The organism is Peribacillus sp. Hz7 (assembly GCF_042136355.1).
Classification (GTDB): Bacteria; Bacillota; Bacilli; order Bacillales; family DSM-1321; genus Peribacillus; species Peribacillus asahii_A.
In genome coordinates this window covers 31,876-47,742 of sequence record NZ_JBHHJV010000006.1, presented here as the reverse complement: position 1 = coordinate 47,742, position 15,867 = coordinate 31,876, and the positions used below count along the sequence as shown (strand labels likewise).

The following is a 15,867-nucleotide window of genomic DNA, read 5'->3' as shown; positions in this document are numbered from 1 at the left end:
GAGGAGAATCAATAATAGTGAAACAAAAAATTAAACAAGAGAAACTATACAAGTGTGCAAGTAGCAGGGGAAATAAGTGAGGAGCAGCCGTTGAATATAAAACCTATAAGTTTCAAAATGATCCAGCTCTATTTGCTATCGATGCTATTCTTTACAGCCAATTCCGTATTGACTGTAATTTTCCCTCTACAGGCAGAGCATTATGGCTTTAAGACCTCTGAAATTGGAATCATGATGGGGCTTTACATGTTTGTTTGTATGTTCTTACGCCCATTTGCTGGACAAATGATTGCTAAATACGGCGTTAAAAAAGTAATGTGGACATTACTCATTGTTCATGCACTAGCACTACTATTGTATGTTTGGTTAGAAGTGGATAGCTTGTACGCTGTTCGATCACTTCAAGGTGTAGTCACAGCCTTCTTCTCTATGTCGATGCAAATCGGGATTGCAGATATTTTACGAGATAAGGATCGTGGACAAGGGATGGCCATGTATTCACTTTCTACGGTGTTACCAGGATTGTACGGACCTGCACTAGCCCTGTATTTATGGGCGGATATGCAAGCCATTTATGTATTGGTCATCACTCTTGCACTGCTACCACTACTCCTACAATTTAGAACACCATTTGAAGAAACGAAAGCAGCGTCCAAGCCCGTTTCTCTTAAACTCGTAAAAGAAAGTTTTTTAAGCGCTCCAAATAAACAGAGCTTAATACAAGCATCAACTGTTATGCTCACTGGTGCATTCGTCTTTGGTGCGCTTAATACATTCTTACCGCTCTATTTAGTCACAGAAGAAATTGGAACCCCTGTTGCGTACTTGCTATTGCAATCGATGATCGTTGTCGCAAGTAGGTATCTCTTCAGGAAATATATTCCTTCTGATGGCAAGTGGCATACAAATTTTATACTTATCGTATTGAGTACTTCAATCATTGGCACATCCTTGTTATTGTTTGTTACTCAAGTGCCTTGGCTCTTATATGTTTCTGCTATTTTCAATGGATTAGTTTCTGCTATGTTATATCCAACATTGACCACTTATTTATCCTTTGCTATCCCAGAAAAATCGAAGTATGTATTACTCGGTGTTTTCCTCGCCTCTTATGATTTAGGTTTTGCACTAGGTGGCTTTATCATGGGATGGGTTATCCAGTGGTTCTCATATGAAGGACTCTTTATCGTATGCACAGTATTAATCGCTTTAATAATGCTTGTGCTCTTTATACAGAAACCGAAAGAATTATACAAACAGTTGTAACTTTGAAATAAAGTTTGATTAAAAATACTTCACAAACCCATATTTTGCGATAAATACAAAGAACCCATTTTAAACAAGTAGATCAAAATGGGTTCTACAGTTTTGACTGTTTACTTATCTTACAAATCAATTATAAAGGAGAAGTTGATATGAAACGCAATAAACGAAAAAAAGGACTAACCCTATTCTTTTTCATGATGCTAGCACTATCGATTTTTTTCGCTGGATGCTCAAATGATAACGAGAACAGCAAGGAAAAAGAAGAAGATAATATGCTCACAACTTCATGGCCACGCGACGTTGGAGAAATGAATCCGCACATTTACAATCCATCACAAATGTTCGCACAAACAATGGTGTATGAGCCCCTTATTAGCTACGGAGAAAACGGTGAATTGGTTCCTAAATTAGCAGAAAGTTGGGATATTTCTGAAGATGGTAAAAAATATACATTCCATATTCGTAAGAACGTCCAATTTTCAGATGGCTCTAATTTAGATGCAGCTATTATTAAACGCAACTTTGATTCATTACTAAAAAATATGAATGCAACAGGCGGACATACGTGGTTAGGCGTTATGACAAAGATTGATGAGTTCACAGTAGTGAACGAACACACGCTTGAAATGACATTAACAGAACCTTACTATGCAGCACTTCAAGAGCTGGCAGTTGCACGTCCTGTTCGTATTTTAGGTGCAGCTGGATTCCCAAAAGGTGACGACACATCAAAAGGTGTCAAAGAAGCTATTGGTACAGGCCCGTGGATTTTAGAAGAATATAAAGTCGATGAATATGCGATTTATAAACGCAACGACAATTACTGGGGTGAAGTACCAAACGTTGAAAAAATCAAAGTCAAAATCATTCCTGATGCTGAAACAAACGTATTGGCACTTGAAAAAGGTGAGCTTGATTTAATAGTTGGTGAAGGTGTCATGAGTATCGATACATTTAAGGAGTTAGAAGCTTCTGGTGAGTACGAAACGCAAGTATCTGCCCCCTATGCAACACGACAATTAATCATGAATACAACACGCGATACATTATCGGATATTCGCGTTCGTGAAGCGCTACATATGAGCTTTGATAAAGCAACTATGGTAGAAAGCGTAACATCTGGCTTAGAAGAAAAAGCAGACAATATTTTATCAACAAACTTCCCATATACAGCAGATATTGAACCTCAAGTTGTCGTATATGATCAAGAAAAAGCCGCGAAATTATTAGACGAGGCTGGCTGGACTTTAAGGGATGGGGCAACTGTTCGTGAAAAAGATGGCAAACCTCTTGAAATCGAATTAATGTACGATGCAGCGGAAACGTTGCAAAAAACAATTGCGGAAACATTGCAATCTGAATGGGCAGCAGTTGGTGTGAAGCTAAATATCGTATCAGAGGAATTACCAATGCAAGTTAAGCGCTTAAAAGCAAACGACTTTGATATCAACCTATTCAGCAACTACGGTTCACCTTATGACCCACATACGTTCGTGAACATTGTGGCAAATGATGGCTTCGGCTTTAATGTTGCGATTGCGTCTTATGAAAAAAAGGATGAATTGACACAACAAATCAATAATGTATTAGTCTCAACAGACGAAAAAGAGCGACAAGAGCTATACACACTGATTTTAACAACTTTACAAGATCAGCACTCTATTATTCCAATTTCATACATCAACAAAATTGCCGTGTACAAAAAAAATGTAACAGGTTTCAAATTTGCGGCAAACCGTGATGAAAATTCTTTTACAGGAATTGGATTAAAATAGATTGCGAGGAGGATTTTTGTGGGTTCCTACATTGTGAAACGAATTTTCGCAATTATTCCGATTTTCTTATTTGCGACATTCTTAACATTCGGGATGATTCAACTATCACCCGTCGATCCAGCTGAAGCTTATTTTGCAGCTTCAAATACACATCCTACTGAAGAAATGCTTGAACAAAAACGCCAGGAGTTAGGCTTAGACCAGTCTCTCCTGGTTCAATACGTTCAGACAGTAATAAATATTGTTCAGCTTGATTTTGGTGACTCTTATATTTCCAACAAACCTGTTTGGGATGAAGTCGTCATGAGAATTCCGGCAACTGTTCAATTAGCAGCACTTGGCTTTTTACTTACGATATGTATAAGTGTACCACTCGGTTTCTTAGCAGGTATTAAGAAAGATAGTCTAATTGATCATTTTAGCAGAATTCTATCATTTTTAGGTGCATCGATTCCTTCCTTTTGGCTCGGATATTTGCTCGTCCTTTTCTTCTCGGTCAAGCTTGATTTATTTCCGGTAGAAGGTACAGGTTCATGGCTTCATCTCGTGCTACCGGCAATCACACTTGCCTTTCCACTTATTGCACTTTATACAAGAATGTTACGTGCAAATGTGCTTGAAAACCTATATCAGCCATATGTTCTTTTTGCGAGAATGCGCGGCATTAATGAATACTGGATTATGACAAAGCATGTGCTTCGCATTGCCATTTCCCCAGTCATTACAGGACTTGGTATGAATTTAGGAATGTTTTTAACCGGTACTGTTATTGTTGAAATGGTCTTCTCGTGGCCTGGCTTCGGTCGTTATTTTGTCGATGCGATTTTCAACCGTGATATTCCGGTTATCCAATGTTACGTACTACTTGCAGCCAGCTTATTTTTAATCTGCAATTTAATCGTTGATCTGATTCAACTGTATGTCGATCCTCGAATTGTACAAAAAGGAGAGACAATGCAATGATGACTGTACGTCGATTTTTCCAGCAGCCGAAAATGATTTTGGTATGCATTATTATCATTTTTCTACTATTTTTAATTGCTATATTAGCCCCATGGCTCGCACCAAATAACCCAACGGTGGTTAATCTATCAATGAAATTACAAGCACCTTCGTTAGATTATCCGCTTGGAACCGATCATTTAGGGCGCTGTAATTTATCACGACTATTAATCGGCATGCGCATTTCGCTTGGGTTTGCGTCACTGATTTTCATTTCTTCACTTGTGATTGGCTTAGTAATTGGAACAATTGCTGGATATATTGGTGGGTGGTTTGACTATACGTTAATGCGTATTTGTGATACGGTTATGGCATTTCCGAATTTGCTACTTGTGATTGGGCTTGTCGGTATGTTTGGCCCCGGCTTAACCCAGGTCGTGACTGCACTCATTTTAGTACAATGGGTTTATTATGCACGGATTTTTAGAGGGATGGTCATTAACTTGAAGGCAGAAAATTATATCACCGCTGCACAAATTAGTGGTTCATCATCATGGAAGATTATGAAAAAGCATATCGTGCCAAATGTTTTGCCACCGCTTGTCGTGATGGGCACACTAGAAATGGGATGGGCAATCATGAACATTTCATCAGTGTCCTTTCTTGGACTTGGAGTACAAGCACCAACACCTGAATGGGGTGCGATGATTTTAGAAGGCAAATCCTTTGTTCGTTCAAACCCTGAATTAATGCTCTACCCTGGTTTATGTATTATGCTAGTTGTAATTGTCTTTAATTTACTTGGAGAATCCTTATCAGAGCACCTTGGTGTAAAGCGTCGATTTTAAAAGGAGTGAACTAGATGCCGGCAGCAAAACCTGTATTAGAAGTAAATCAATTAAGTGTGCGAACTAAAACAAAAACGCTCATTCATCCGCTTGAATTTACACTTCAGAAAGGTGAAATCCTTGGGCTTGTCGGTGAAAGTGGTAGTGGTAAAACCCTAACAAGTATGGCGATTTTTCAGTTGTTACATAAAGAAAGTATGGTTATTGATGGCAGCATTCGCTTAAATGGACAGGAGTTAAATGGCTTACCCGAAAAACGAATGAAAGCGATTCGCGGGAAGGACATTGCTTTTATCATGCAGAACCCGATGAATGCATTTACACCTGTTTATACTATTGGCAATCAATTTGTCGAAACGATTCGTGCGCATATAGCATGTAGCAAGAAAGAAGCCTTAGAATTAGCAACAGAAGCACTTGCAAATGTGAATTTACCAAATCCTAAAACATTATTATCACTCTATCCGTTTCAGCTAAGTGGTGGGATGCTTCAACGCGTGATGATTGCATTTGCGGCTTGTTTGCATCCGAAGGTTATTATTGCTGACGAGCCAACTACTGCACTCGATGTACATAATCAACTTCAGGTACTTCGTCATTTAGAGCATATTCGCGCGACATATGGGACATCAATTCTACTCATTTCACATGATTTATCCGTTATCTCAGAAATGGCTGATTACGTCGCGGTTATGCAGAATGGTCATCTTGTAGAGCAAGCAAATGTATTTGATTTATTCGATTCACCACAGCATGCATATACAAAGCAATTGCTTGATGCACGCCCTACTTTACACATGAACCCATCTACAAGGGAGGTTTCATATGAGTCTTCTTGACGTAAAACAAATTTCTCACACTTATAAGACGAATTCAATGTTTAAGCCCCGTCATAAACGTACTGTATTAAACGATATTTCATTCTCAATTGACGAAGGCAGTTGCTTTGCAATGCTTGGTTCAAGCGGCGCTGGGAAAAGTACGATTGGGAAAATTATGCTTGGTATAGAAAAACCAACACAAGGATCTGTACAATTTATGGGATATGACCTTTATACAATTGATAAAAAATTAAAGCACCAGTTACGCCGCGATTTACAGGTTGTGTTTCAAGATTCGTATTCATCAGTGAATCCGCGCATGACAGCCGAACAGATTATTGCGGAGCCACTCAGAAATTATGAGAAGCTTTCTGCTACGGAACAAAAACGCTCAATTATAGAACTACTTGAACACGTTGGTCTAAACAAAAGGGATTTAATGAAATACCCACATGAATTCAGCGGCGGTCAGCTCCAGCGAATTAACATTGCACGTGCGCTGTCTCTAAAACCGAAGTTAATCGTATTAGATGAGCCAGTGAGCAGCCTGGATATGGTCAATCAAACGCTCATTTTAGAGCTTTTAAATAACCTAAAAAAGGAACTCGGTTTGACCTATTTCTTTATTACACATGATATTAAAGCCGCGCATATGCTAGCGGATCAGCTCGGTATTTTAGAAAAAGGACAACTTGTGGAAGTCTTTAATAATCCTAGTGAGTTTTTTACTTCTGTTCACCCCGTTGTTCATCAATTACGCAGTGCAATATTAGCCGAGCATCCAAGTAGTCGCACAATCCGTAGCAACAAACGTCCATAAGAGAGGTACGCCTTCTACATTGTTGAAAACAACTTTAACAACGAAAGATCTATGCATCGGTCTTTCGTTGTTTTTATATAGAATAGATTTTATTTTATGTAGCTTTCAATGTTTAGATTAATTTTAAAGTATAGAAAAATCGGGGTTCATCTTGGTTGAGAAGCTGAGTATGAAGCTAGACCTTACAGGTAAAGAAAATGGCCTTGAATTTGCTGATTTACTCTTAAATTTATTGAAGAAAATTATGAAAGTACGTCATTCGATTAACAGTGGCAAATTTAATTACCACATATACACAAATAGATTAAAGTATAATATTGCCTAAAGTATATTGAAGCATATCATTGCCCATTCGGCAAGATTATGGTTCAAGTCACATATGCACAATCACTCCTTAATATTGTTGGAAGCTGGTGTAGCCATTAAAGAAGTACAGAATCGATTAGGGCATACTGATGTACAAACCACAATGAATATCTATGCACACATTACAAAAAAGCAAAGGCTATGCAAAAATTTGAAAAGCACCTCAATATTTGACTACGGATATGACTACGGTTGAATACGATTCAATGAAGTTAATTGAAATAGCCCAAAAGAAAAAACCCTTGATTTTCAAGGGTTTTAACAATATTTGATATCCAATGATATCTATATATCGAGACGCCGTGGCCCGAACCTGTTACTTGGTTATTTTTGCAACTCTTTATATAAATTCCGCAACACATACGTCTTATACAGCTCTAGCTTTCGACGCTCTACCGGATGATGCTTAATCCCCATCTTCTTTAATTCCGCAATAAACCAACCTTTTGAATATTGATAAGCCATTTCTATTCCTCCTCTAGCATTTAGAACAACATATGCTAGAGAAACTAGATACATGCTTATTTTTTCATTAAATCTAGTAATAATTGATACATTTCGGGTCCTGTTTTAAATGGGCGCTTCTGTTCCATCTTCGCGCGATACGTCGAAGACTCCTTCAATAAATGATCAAGCGTTGACTCAAATTGTTCAAAACTCAAGTTTTCCTCTTGAATCACTTGACAAAATCCTTGTTTTTCAAAGCTCGCCGCATTTAAAATTTGATCGCCGCGAGAAGCATTTGCACTTAGTGGAATCAGCAGCATCGGTTTTTGTAAGCCAAGAAACTCAAAAATCGAATTAGATCCTGCACGTGAAACAACGACATCTGCTGCTGCTAATAAGTCGAATAGCTCCTCGTGCACATATTCAAACGGAGCATATCCTGGCTGCTTCAATGACTCCTCGACATTTCCTTTGCCGCAAATGTGAATGATTTGGTAATGGCGAAGCAACTCCTCAAGATGCTTTGTAATCAAATGATTAATGCGGACAGCACCTAAGCTCCCGCCCATAATGAGCAAGACTGGCTTATTACTAGTAAAACCACAAAAGCGCTTTCCTTTTTCTCCATTTCCCGCAAAAATACCATCGCGCAATACAGCGCCGATATATAACGCTTTTTCTTTCGGCAAATGGGCATTAGACTCTTCAAACGTTGTAAAAATTCTTGAAGCAAATGGCATCGCGATTTTATTCGCTAAACCTGGTGTGTAATCGGATTCATGAATAAAAATCGGAATTTTAAGCATTTTAGCTGCAAGCACAACTGGAACAGACACAAACCCCCCTTTAGAGAAAATAAAATCTGGTCGTGTTTTCTTTAAAATTCGACGTGCATCAAAGATTCCTTTAATTACACGAAATGGGTCTTTTAAATTTTCAACCGATAAATATCTGCGCAGTTTTCCAACAGATACCGTTTCATAACGAATATTAGGGAATTCTTTTTCAATAATCGTTTTTTCAATCCCTTTTTCAGAGCCAATATACGTAATATCCCAATCATTTTTAATAAATTCAGGAATAATTGCTGTATTTACAGATACATGTCCAGCCGAACCTCCGCCGGTAAACACGATTTTTTTTGTCAATGTTTTCACCTTCCAACCAAAAGAACTTACCTTCCATAATACCACACCTGAACCATTCACCAACTAAAAAGAAAAATCAAATTCTTTTCATTTCCATGACAGACGTATGATATAATTTTTCCATTGTGGAAAATTTGAACTAGAGGTACATCAATGAATCAAACATTTAATAAAACAGCAAAAGTTCGCCAATTATTTCACCTATTAATCCCAATTCTTATTACTCAGCTTGGATTATATGCAATGACTTTTTTTGACATTATGATGTCTGGACAATATCATACCGTAGATGTTGCGGGTGTCTCTATCGGAAGTTCTTTATGGACACCGGTTTATATGGGTTTAGGGGGCGTGCTAATTGCGTTGACCCCTGTTGTTTCACAATTGGTCGGCTCTAAACGAACAAACTCTGTTCCCTTTTCTGTTATACAAGCCCTTTATTTATCCGTGGCTATTGCATTATCGGTTTTAACTGTCGGTACATTTACGGTTAATCCCATTTTAAATATGATGGATTTAGAGGCAAATGTTCATCAAATTGCTCATGACTATCTTGTGGCACTTTCATTTGGAATCATTCCCTTGTTTATTTATGATACATTGCGCGCTTTCATTGATGCACTTGGAAAAACAAGAGTATCGATGCTTATTACACTCGGAGCCCTACCAATTAATATTTTATTAAATTATATGCTTATTTACGGGAAATTGGGACTTCCGGAATTAGGAGGTGTTGGTTCTGGATACGCAACTGCGGTTACGTATTGGATCATAGCTATTATGGCCATTATCGTCGTCATACGCATTCATCCATTTGCCGTCTATAACGTATTTCAAAAGTTTTACCGTATTTCATGGAAAGAATGGAGCTCATTCTTAAAGATTGGAATTCCGATTGGTCTCGCTGTATTTTTTGAAACAAGCATTTTTTCTGCTGTAACCTTACTGATGAGTGAATATGATACCGTGACCATTGCCTCTCATCAAATCGCTATGAATTTTGCATCACTGTTATATATGATACCATTAAGTATTTCAATGGCTTTAACGATTGTTATTGGCTTTGAAGTAGGCGCAAAACGCTTGAAAGATGCTCGTGAATATAGTCTTATCGGAATTACGATGGCTTTATCTATGGCTTTACTTTGTGCAACCGCGCTGTTCTTTTTCCGAGAATTGGTTGCTTCTATTTATACACAAGATCAAACCGTTATAACGCTTACGACTCACTTCTTACTATATGCAATGTTCTTCCAAATATCAGATGCTCTTCAAGCTCCAATTCAAGGGATTTTACGAGGATACAAAGATGTCACCATTACCTTCTTCATGTCCCTTCTCTCTTATTGGATACTTGGATTACCGATTGGTTACACACTCGCTAACTTTTTCGATATGGGACCTGATGGTTACTGGATTGGATTAATTGCGGGATTAGCGATTGGGGCAATTGGTCTCGCTACAAGACTAAGGTTCATTCAACGAACCAATGTCCTTCAAGAAGCTTCCTAAAAATAACCTCTTCTTCAAGCAATAGATCAGAATCATTGCTTGAAGAAGAGGTATTTTTAACATAGTCAAATCTATAAACGATGAACCTTCCGCCCATCTTGTGCATAACATATTTTGCATAAGTAACTATTTTACTGACGAAAAGAGGAATTCAATATGTTTCCCTTCAGCAGCCTTTTCTCATCTTCCAAAAATCAAAACAGCTTCTTAAAAAACTTGCAACAAAACGATGTTCAATCCTTTATCGAGAAGGTTTTCACAGAAGTGATGCCCAACAATATGCAAGACGTGATGAATCAAGGAACTGTTAAAGCAAAAGAGAGCGGAACCCGCACAGCAGAAAATCCACTCCAAGCAAATGTACTAGAAACCCATTCATTTATCTATATTCGAATTCCAGTTCAAGATGAAAGCTGGCTTAAACAAATGAAAATTTACCATACTTCCAACCAATCGATGATCCATGATATCCCAAACGAAGGAGATAAGCATAACATCCCCTTACCGGCTCTTGTCCGAAAAAAAGGAACATCGGTTCAATATAAAGACAATATATTAGAAATCCGATTTCAAAAGCATTCCGATTTGAACTACTCGGAAATAGATATCTCAGAACTATAACAAACCCCCAAACTATCAAACAGTTTGGGGGTCTCTATTCTTATAATCTAGCAATCTTATTTTCCAATAAACATTTGTGTCCAGTAGTTCCCTGAAGCTACATAACCTACTCCAATATGAGTAAAGCTTGAATTCATAATATTTTCACGGTGTCCTTGGCTATTCATCCAAGCTTGTACAACTTGCTCAGGTGTTGTTTGACCTTGGGCAATGTTTTCACCCGCTGATTTATAGCTAATACCAAATGATTTCATCATATCAAATGGTGAGCCGTACGTTGGGCTATTATGATCAAAGTAGTTTTTATCTTTCATATCTTGAGATTTAGCACGAGCAACTTTGCTTAACTCTGTATCTAATGTAAGTGGAGCTAACCCTTGTTTTGCACGTTCAGCGTTTGTTAATTCTACTACTTTCTTTTCAAAAGCACTTACTGAAGTATTTGTTTCAGCTGCTGTTGGTTTGTTTGTGTCAGCAGTAGCATTATTGTTTGTTGTTGGCTGTTGTGTTGTTGGTTTTTGTACTTGTTGTTGTGTTGGTGCTTGTTGTTTTGCTTGTGTTGGCTGTTGCGCTTGTTGTGTTGGTGTTGATTGTTTTACTGGTGCTTGAATTACGTTTCCTTGTACTTTAATACCATACTTAGCAAAGTATTGTTGAATGAACTTTTGTGCATCTTCCTGTGATGTTACTTTATATGTGAACTGTTTAGTAGGTTGGCAATTTACTTGTGCTGCTTCTGCTTGATTGAATCCAGCTCCTGAGAACATGACTGCTGCTGCGGCTACTGTTGATAGAATTAATTTCTTTTTCATTTGTATTTCCTCCTAGTCAATCTGTTGTTTGGCTTTCTGGAATCATCATATCATGGCTTTTTTGTAACAATACGACCAGCCATTTCCAAAAGATTAACAGATCAAAAGGAAAGAGCATTAAATGATTTCTCTCCTGCTCTTAAACGATGCAACCCCTTCGTAATACTACCATTTAAATGTTTTTTTCATTTTTATTCTCTCGTTCTCTATTTCTCTGTCAATGGTAGTTTTTCTCTTCTTATTCCATAACCTTCTAAAAAATCAATATTGACACTTTTCTATTCCCCTGCTTTTTGTAACATTCTTTACTATAATGTTACAAAGTTACGAGAAAAATTACTATTTTACAATTACCGTAACAAAAAAGATCTAGTATTATACCAGACCCTTTACTTTATTCTTCTCTTATTTAATTCTTTGCTCCAATTACAAATTCTCGTTTTGGCATTGTATGCAAGTTTCGTGCGGTTACATGGGCATATACATAATATGTTCCTTCTTCTTTAAATGTTTTTTCAAGCTTATACACGCCATCTTGACTATGCTTGACAGGAATCGTTTCACTTTCCTCCTCGTCTTCACGCCAAATTTCAAAGCTTACCTCGTCGGCATCTGTAACGATTTCATCTCCATACGTTACTTTTGCTTGAAAGATAACCGTTTCATTCACTTTTGCTAGTTCAGGAGTTATCTCTAATTCTACATGTAACATCTTTGGAAGCTGCTCCTCTTCTTCCTTGCCGCATCCAACTAAGACAATAAGAACAGTTAAAAATAAAACGATTATTTTTCTCATTCGTCATGCCCCCTGCTTTAGTCTACAACCACTCACTTTGAATCATTGGAAATGTTACATACACTTTCGTGCCAACAGCCTCTTCACTTTCTATCTTTAGTTCACCTTTTTGTAATTCTACTAGTTTCTTAACGATAGCTAATCCTAACCCCGAACCACCGTCTGAACGACTTCTTGCTTTATTCACACGATAAAAACGATTCGTGATATAAGGAAGATCTTGTTGTGGAATACCTCTACCTGTATCAGCAATGCTTAATTCACATGTTTCTTTATTCTGCTTTAATATAATAGAAATAACTCCACCTGCATTCGTGTAGTGAATTGCATTATCCAATACATTCTGAAGAATTTGTTCAAGTTTGCGCTCTTCACCCATAATAATAGGATCTGGATCTAACTCCATCTGTAACTGTAGCTGCTTGTCTTGAATCACTTGTTCATATTTTTCGACAAAGTCCTCTATAAACTGGGCAAAGGCAATCGGGGATTCCTGTAGCACAACTTGCTTACGATCCATTTTCGTTAACTCCATTAAATCACCAACGAGATGCTGCATCCTCAATGTTTCCCTCGAAATAAGCTGAAGATATTTTCTTTCTTCCTCTTTATCCTTAATGACACCATCAAGAATGGCTTGTGTATAGCCTTTTATATAACTTAGTGGGGTTCGCAGTTCATGTGATACATTTTCAAGAAACTCTCTTTTTCTTTCTTCTTCTAAATGAATCGATTGGGCCATTTTATTAAAAGCATATCCAAGCTGACCTACTTCATCATCACTTGTAACTCGAACTTGTATCGAATAATCACCGTTAGATACTTGATGTGCCGCTGCTTCCATATCACGAATCGGGTGAATCAACTTCTTTAACCATTTTGTTGTCAGCAGCATAACAATGAGCATAAATAAAATCGCAGTCACAATCCATTTTACTGCAAACTCATGAATTAAATCGGTAATCGAGTTAACAGGAATATACGTATAAATAATTCCTTCTAATCGGTCTCCATCGGTTAGCGGAATAATGGCCGCTACTATATTTTTTTCAAATCGTTCTTCATACCCTTCTTTTTCAATCGGCTTTCCTTCAAGAAGCATTTGTCGCTCTTCTTCAGAAATCAATGTATTATAATCAATATCAAACGGCAAACACGCACTCAATTCTCGGGGATTATTCACAACGAATGTTTCACTTTCATTTTTGCTATTAAACCATTCAATGTTTCGCTTATACTCTTCCGTAATCTTACCTCCTGCATAATCAGCAGCGAGTAAAGAAGCTTCATAAATAAGGTCACTCTTTACCTTCTCAACATATAAATTTTTATAATAATATTGTGATAGAGAATACGCAAAGACAACAGATAGAATAACGGCACTCATAATGGTGAACCAGAGCTTAAATGACAAAGATCTGATTTTACGCAAAATGCTCATCTCCCATTTTATAACCAATTCCCCATACCGTTTGAATATAATCCGCTTCCTTTAACTTCATTCTTAATGTTTTAATATGAGTGTCCACCGTTCGTAAAGAACCACCATAGCTCCCGCCCCATACATGCTCTAGTAATTGCTCCCGACTGAGTGCTTGATTTTTATGCCGCATTAAAAAAAGCAACAAGTCAAATTCCTTTAAGGTCACATTAATCAGTTGGCCGTTAATTGTCACTGTTCTTGCTTTCTGATTCACTTCAATTTTCCCAATCATCACCACATCTTGCTCCGTATATAACGGTGCTTTCTTGCCTGTTCTTCTTAACACTGCTTCTACTCTAGCCATTAATTCACCTGGATTAAATGGTTTAACAACATAATCATCTCCTCCAAGCTTGAGTCCTTTCACTTTATCCCATTCTTCTCCTTTAGCACTAACAAAAATAATCGGTACATCTGATTTCCGTCGAATCTCTTCACAAACTAAAAAGCCATCTCTTTGCGGCATCATTATATCTAATAAGATTAAATCTACTGTTGTGTGTTCTAAACAGCGAATGGTCTCTTCTCCATCTTGTGCTTGAAGGCAGTGATATCCAGAATTGAGTAAATACATTTCTATCAAGGTTCGCATATCTTCTTCATCATCAACGACCAAAACGGTATAATCACTCATGCACATCTACTCCCTGCTAATCATTTGAAACGGACCTTTGCCCACCTTAATTGTTTGTTTTACCTTCATAGACTTTGAATCCATCACATAGAGCTCATCGTTATCATATCCCGCAATCAATATATCATCATGAACAGTCATCATCTCAAATGGATTGACCCCAACTGTCGTACTCTTCACAACTTTATACGTTTCATCTACTTTGTAAAGAGCGTTTGAACCATGACTTAAAATGAAAATACCAGCCGCATTCTCCATAATATTAATGGGCATTATCGGCGTATTTAACGTTCGTTTTAATTCTCCTGTTTCCGTTGAATAAACACGGACATTTTCCTCCATATTCGCTCCTGCCCCATGACCGCCAATCCAAATCTCTTGCTGCTCTTCTCTTAATAAAGCACCTGTAGAAGATGCTTGAATGACAAAGTCTCTTTCTACTTTTCTTGTATATAAATTAATAACTGACAATTTTGTTTCACCAAAATTAATTACATATAATTGCTGATGATCTTGAAGGAGCGTCATCGGACTTTTCCCCACTTTAATTTGATCTTCTATTCGTCCCTCTTCATTATAGAAAGAAACATTGTTTAAAGATTGATTCACCGCAACGATACTCTTTCCATCCTGAAGCAGTTTCATATTAACGATACCTTTTTTCGCTTCCCAGCTATCGATTTGTTTTCCTTTCTCTAATGAAAAAACTTCAATCGAATCCATATCTTTTCCATAAAGCAGCAACGTATCTCCATCTTCGAGCAGCAGTCCGCCCATAAAAGGGACACTGAGATCCCAATCGGCTAGATGTTTATACTGTTCATCTAAAAAAGTAAGACTCGTATCTTTAATATTTACCGTTGCAATAAAAGGTTGATCGTGCTCAATCTTCGGATAAGTCACACTGTTACACCCAGTGAGCAGTAAGGCAGCAAATAAAAGAAAAAGTACTTGCTTCATTTTATCAGCTCCTTTATAACAGTGGGGTTTTCTTCATCCCCACTGATGATTATTAAACTAATACGAGCACTTGTCCCTCTCATCTATCTTCTTCATTTCCTCATACTCTTGAGGTAAGGTTGTTGACTTGCTATTAAATGTGGAACAAAACGATGATTACGCTACATTGTACCGATAAGTTGTGAAAAAAGTGTGAAGTTAATAACTCATCCTGTCTACATTCATTCTCTTTCAATTATATCATCTCTTTTCTCTATCAATACGTGCGGTATATTCAACATAATGAGAGGAAATACTACAATCAAAAAGGAGTGGATGTGCATGTCTCAAGTTTATTGTTGCCCAAATTGCCGTACTAATAAATCACGATTTAATCTTATTCAACAAGTAGCTACGCCGGTTAAAAAAGATCCACGTTCTGGTGAAATTGTTGCCCAATACTCAAATGACACCATCGAACCTTTTCATCTTGCCTATAATGGTCCTGACGTACGCGTTCAATGTGCTGCCTGCGGCTTAATTGAAGATGAAAAAACATTTGCTGCATTTGGTCAGCGCAGTCAGTAACTTCAAACGAGGCTACCCAAGGGCAGCCTCAAAAAATCATCTGAACTTT

At 37.5% G+C, this 15,867-nt stretch carries 16 protein-coding genes and 1 pseudogene; 10 read left to right on the top strand and 7 right to left on the bottom strand.

Features of this window, described 5'->3' with window-relative positions; genetic code table 11:
• Positions 1-90 precede the first annotated feature (90 nt).
• The 7 genes and pseudogenes from cntE to ACE199_RS10480 all read left to right on the top strand — a co-directional run.
• Positions 91-1,266 carry a staphylopine family metallophore export MFS transporter CntE gene (cntE, locus tag ACE199_RS10510; protein WP_375349702.1) on the top strand — a complete coding sequence of 392 codons (1,176 nt, stop codon included), beginning with the start codon at positions 91-93 and terminating at the stop codon, positions 1,264-1,266.
• Between the two features lie 149 nt (positions 1,267-1,415).
• Entirely contained in the window at positions 1,416-3,041 is a 1,626-nt protein-coding gene (gene nikA / locus ACE199_RS10505) for a nickel ABC transporter substrate-binding protein (RefSeq protein WP_375349701.1), read from the top strand.
• Between the two features lie 18 nt (positions 3,042-3,059).
• Positions 3,060-4,004: a nickel ABC transporter permease subunit NikB gene (nikB, locus tag ACE199_RS10500; protein ID WP_375349700.1), complete on the top strand. Its 945-nt coding sequence runs from the start codon at positions 3,060-3,062 to the stop codon at positions 4,002-4,004.
• Positions 4,001-4,831: a nickel ABC transporter permease subunit NikC gene (gene nikC, locus ACE199_RS10495; protein ID WP_375349699.1), complete on the top strand. Its 831-nt coding sequence runs from the start codon at positions 4,001-4,003 to the stop codon at positions 4,829-4,831. The genes nikB and nikC overlap by 4 nt, the downstream gene beginning before the upstream one ends.
• A gap of 14 nt (positions 4,832-4,845) precedes the next feature.
• Positions 4,846-5,670 carry an ABC transporter ATP-binding protein gene (locus ACE199_RS10490; protein ID WP_375349698.1) on the top strand — a complete coding sequence of 275 codons (825 nt, stop codon included), beginning with the start codon at positions 4,846-4,848 and terminating at the stop codon, positions 5,668-5,670.
• Positions 5,657-6,472: a nickel import ATP-binding protein NikE gene (nikE, locus tag ACE199_RS10485; protein WP_375349697.1), complete on the top strand. Its 816-nt coding sequence runs from the start codon at positions 5,657-5,659 to the stop codon at positions 6,470-6,472. The genes ACE199_RS10490 and nikE overlap by 14 nt, the downstream gene beginning before the upstream one ends.
• Before the next feature lie 334 nt (positions 6,473-6,806).
• Positions 6,807-7,034 (top strand): annotated as a pseudogene (locus ACE199_RS10480) (tyrosine-type recombinase/integrase); the annotation flags it as partial.
• A 128-nt stretch (positions 7,035-7,162) separates the two neighbouring features.
• Here ACE199_RS10480 and ACE199_RS10475 read toward each other — a convergent pair.
• Both ACE199_RS10475 and ACE199_RS10470 read right to left on the bottom strand, forming a co-directional pair.
• On the bottom strand, positions 7,163-7,303 hold the full coding sequence (locus ACE199_RS10475) for a YflJ family protein (RefSeq protein WP_127760927.1): 141 nt from the start codon (positions 7,301-7,303) through the stop codon (positions 7,163-7,165).
• Between the two features lie 56 nt (positions 7,304-7,359).
• Positions 7,360-8,433: an undecaprenyldiphospho-muramoylpentapeptide beta-N-acetylglucosaminyltransferase gene (locus ACE199_RS10470; RefSeq protein WP_127760928.1), complete on the bottom strand. Its 1,074-nt coding sequence runs from the start codon at positions 8,431-8,433 to the stop codon at positions 7,360-7,362.
• 153 nt (positions 8,434-8,586) lie between these two features.
• On the opposite strand from ACE199_RS10470, the gene ACE199_RS10465 reads away from it, so the two are divergent.
• Together ACE199_RS10465 and ACE199_RS10460 are read left to right on the top strand one after the other, a co-directional pair.
• The gene (locus ACE199_RS10465) at positions 8,587-9,945 is read left to right on the top strand and encodes an MATE family efflux transporter (RefSeq protein ID WP_375349696.1); all 1,359 of its coding nucleotides are present in this window, start codon (positions 8,587-8,589) and stop codon (positions 9,943-9,945) included.
• Between the two features lie 156 nt (positions 9,946-10,101).
• Positions 10,102-10,566, top strand: a complete 465-nt coding sequence (locus ACE199_RS10460; RefSeq protein ID WP_252282483.1) for an Hsp20/alpha crystallin family protein — start codon at positions 10,102-10,104, stop codon at positions 10,564-10,566.
• A gap of 56 nt (positions 10,567-10,622) precedes the next feature.
• Here the strand turns inward: ACE199_RS10460 and ACE199_RS10455 are convergent, their stop codons facing one another.
• From ACE199_RS10455 to ACE199_RS10435, 5 genes are all read right to left on the bottom strand, one after another.
• Positions 10,623-11,378, bottom strand: coding sequence for a CAP domain-containing protein (locus tag ACE199_RS10455; RefSeq protein WP_375349695.1), 756 nt, complete (start codon positions 11,376-11,378; stop codon positions 10,623-10,625).
• A 409-nt stretch (positions 11,379-11,787) separates the two neighbouring features.
• Positions 11,788-12,174: a FixH family protein gene (locus ACE199_RS10450; RefSeq protein ID WP_127760932.1), complete on the bottom strand. Its 387-nt coding sequence runs from the start codon at positions 12,172-12,174 to the stop codon at positions 11,788-11,790.
• A gap of 22 nt (positions 12,175-12,196) precedes the next feature.
• Positions 12,197-13,606, bottom strand: a complete 1,410-nt coding sequence (locus tag ACE199_RS10445) for a sensor histidine kinase (RefSeq protein WP_375349694.1) — start codon at positions 13,604-13,606, stop codon at positions 12,197-12,199.
• Positions 13,599-14,291, bottom strand: a complete 693-nt coding sequence (locus ACE199_RS10440; protein WP_375349693.1) for a response regulator transcription factor — start codon at positions 14,289-14,291, stop codon at positions 13,599-13,601. The genes ACE199_RS10445 and ACE199_RS10440 overlap by 8 nt, the downstream gene beginning before the upstream one ends.
• Positions 14,292-14,297: 6 nt before the next feature.
• Positions 14,298-15,251 (bottom strand): YncE family protein, encoded by a 954-nt coding sequence (locus ACE199_RS10435; RefSeq protein ID WP_375349692.1) that lies wholly within the window; start codon positions 15,249-15,251, stop codon positions 14,298-14,300.
• Between the two features lie 321 nt (positions 15,252-15,572).
• On the opposite strand from ACE199_RS10435, the gene ACE199_RS10430 reads away from it, so the two are divergent.
• The gene (locus ACE199_RS10430) at positions 15,573-15,818 is read left to right on the top strand and encodes a DNA alkylation repair protein (protein ID WP_375349860.1); all 246 of its coding nucleotides are present in this window, start codon (positions 15,573-15,575) and stop codon (positions 15,816-15,818) included.
• Positions 15,819-15,867 lie beyond the last annotated feature (49 nt).

Coding starts and splice junctions, on each gene's coding strand:
- ACE199_RS10460 (WP_252282483.1), top strand. CDS start 10,102: ATGTTTCCCTTCAGCAGCCTTTTCTCATCTTCCAAAAATCAAAACAGC.
- ACE199_RS10455 (WP_375349695.1), bottom strand. CDS start 11,378: ATGAAAAAGAAATTAATTCTATCAACAGTAGCCGCAGCAGCAGTCATG.
- ACE199_RS10490 (WP_375349698.1), top strand. CDS start 4,846: ATGCCGGCAGCAAAACCTGTATTAGAAGTAAATCAATTAAGTGTGCGA.
- ACE199_RS10465 (WP_375349696.1), top strand. CDS start 8,587: ATGAATCAAACATTTAATAAAACAGCAAAAGTTCGCCAATTATTTCAC.
- ACE199_RS10435 (WP_375349692.1), bottom strand. CDS start 15,251: ATGAAGCAAGTACTTTTTCTTTTATTTGCTGCCTTACTGCTCACTGGG.
- nikC (WP_375349699.1), top strand. CDS start 4,001: ATGATGACTGTACGTCGATTTTTCCAGCAGCCGAAAATGATTTTGGTA.
- ACE199_RS10430 (WP_375349860.1), top strand. CDS start 15,573: ATGTCTCAAGTTTATTGTTGCCCAAATTGCCGTACTAATAAATCACGA.
- ACE199_RS10450 (WP_127760932.1), bottom strand. CDS start 12,174: ATGAGAAAAATAATCGTTTTATTTTTAACTGTTCTTATTGTCTTAGTT.
- nikA (WP_375349701.1), top strand. CDS start 1,416: ATGAAACGCAATAAACGAAAAAAAGGACTAACCCTATTCTTTTTCATG.
- ACE199_RS10440 (WP_375349693.1), bottom strand. CDS start 14,291: ATGAGTGATTATACCGTTTTGGTCGTTGATGATGAAGAAGATATGCGA.
- ACE199_RS10475 (WP_127760927.1), bottom strand. CDS start 7,303: ATGGCTTATCAATATTCAAAAGGTTGGTTTATTGCGGAATTAAAGAAG.
- nikE (WP_375349697.1), top strand. CDS start 5,657: ATGAGTCTTCTTGACGTAAAACAAATTTCTCACACTTATAAGACGAAT.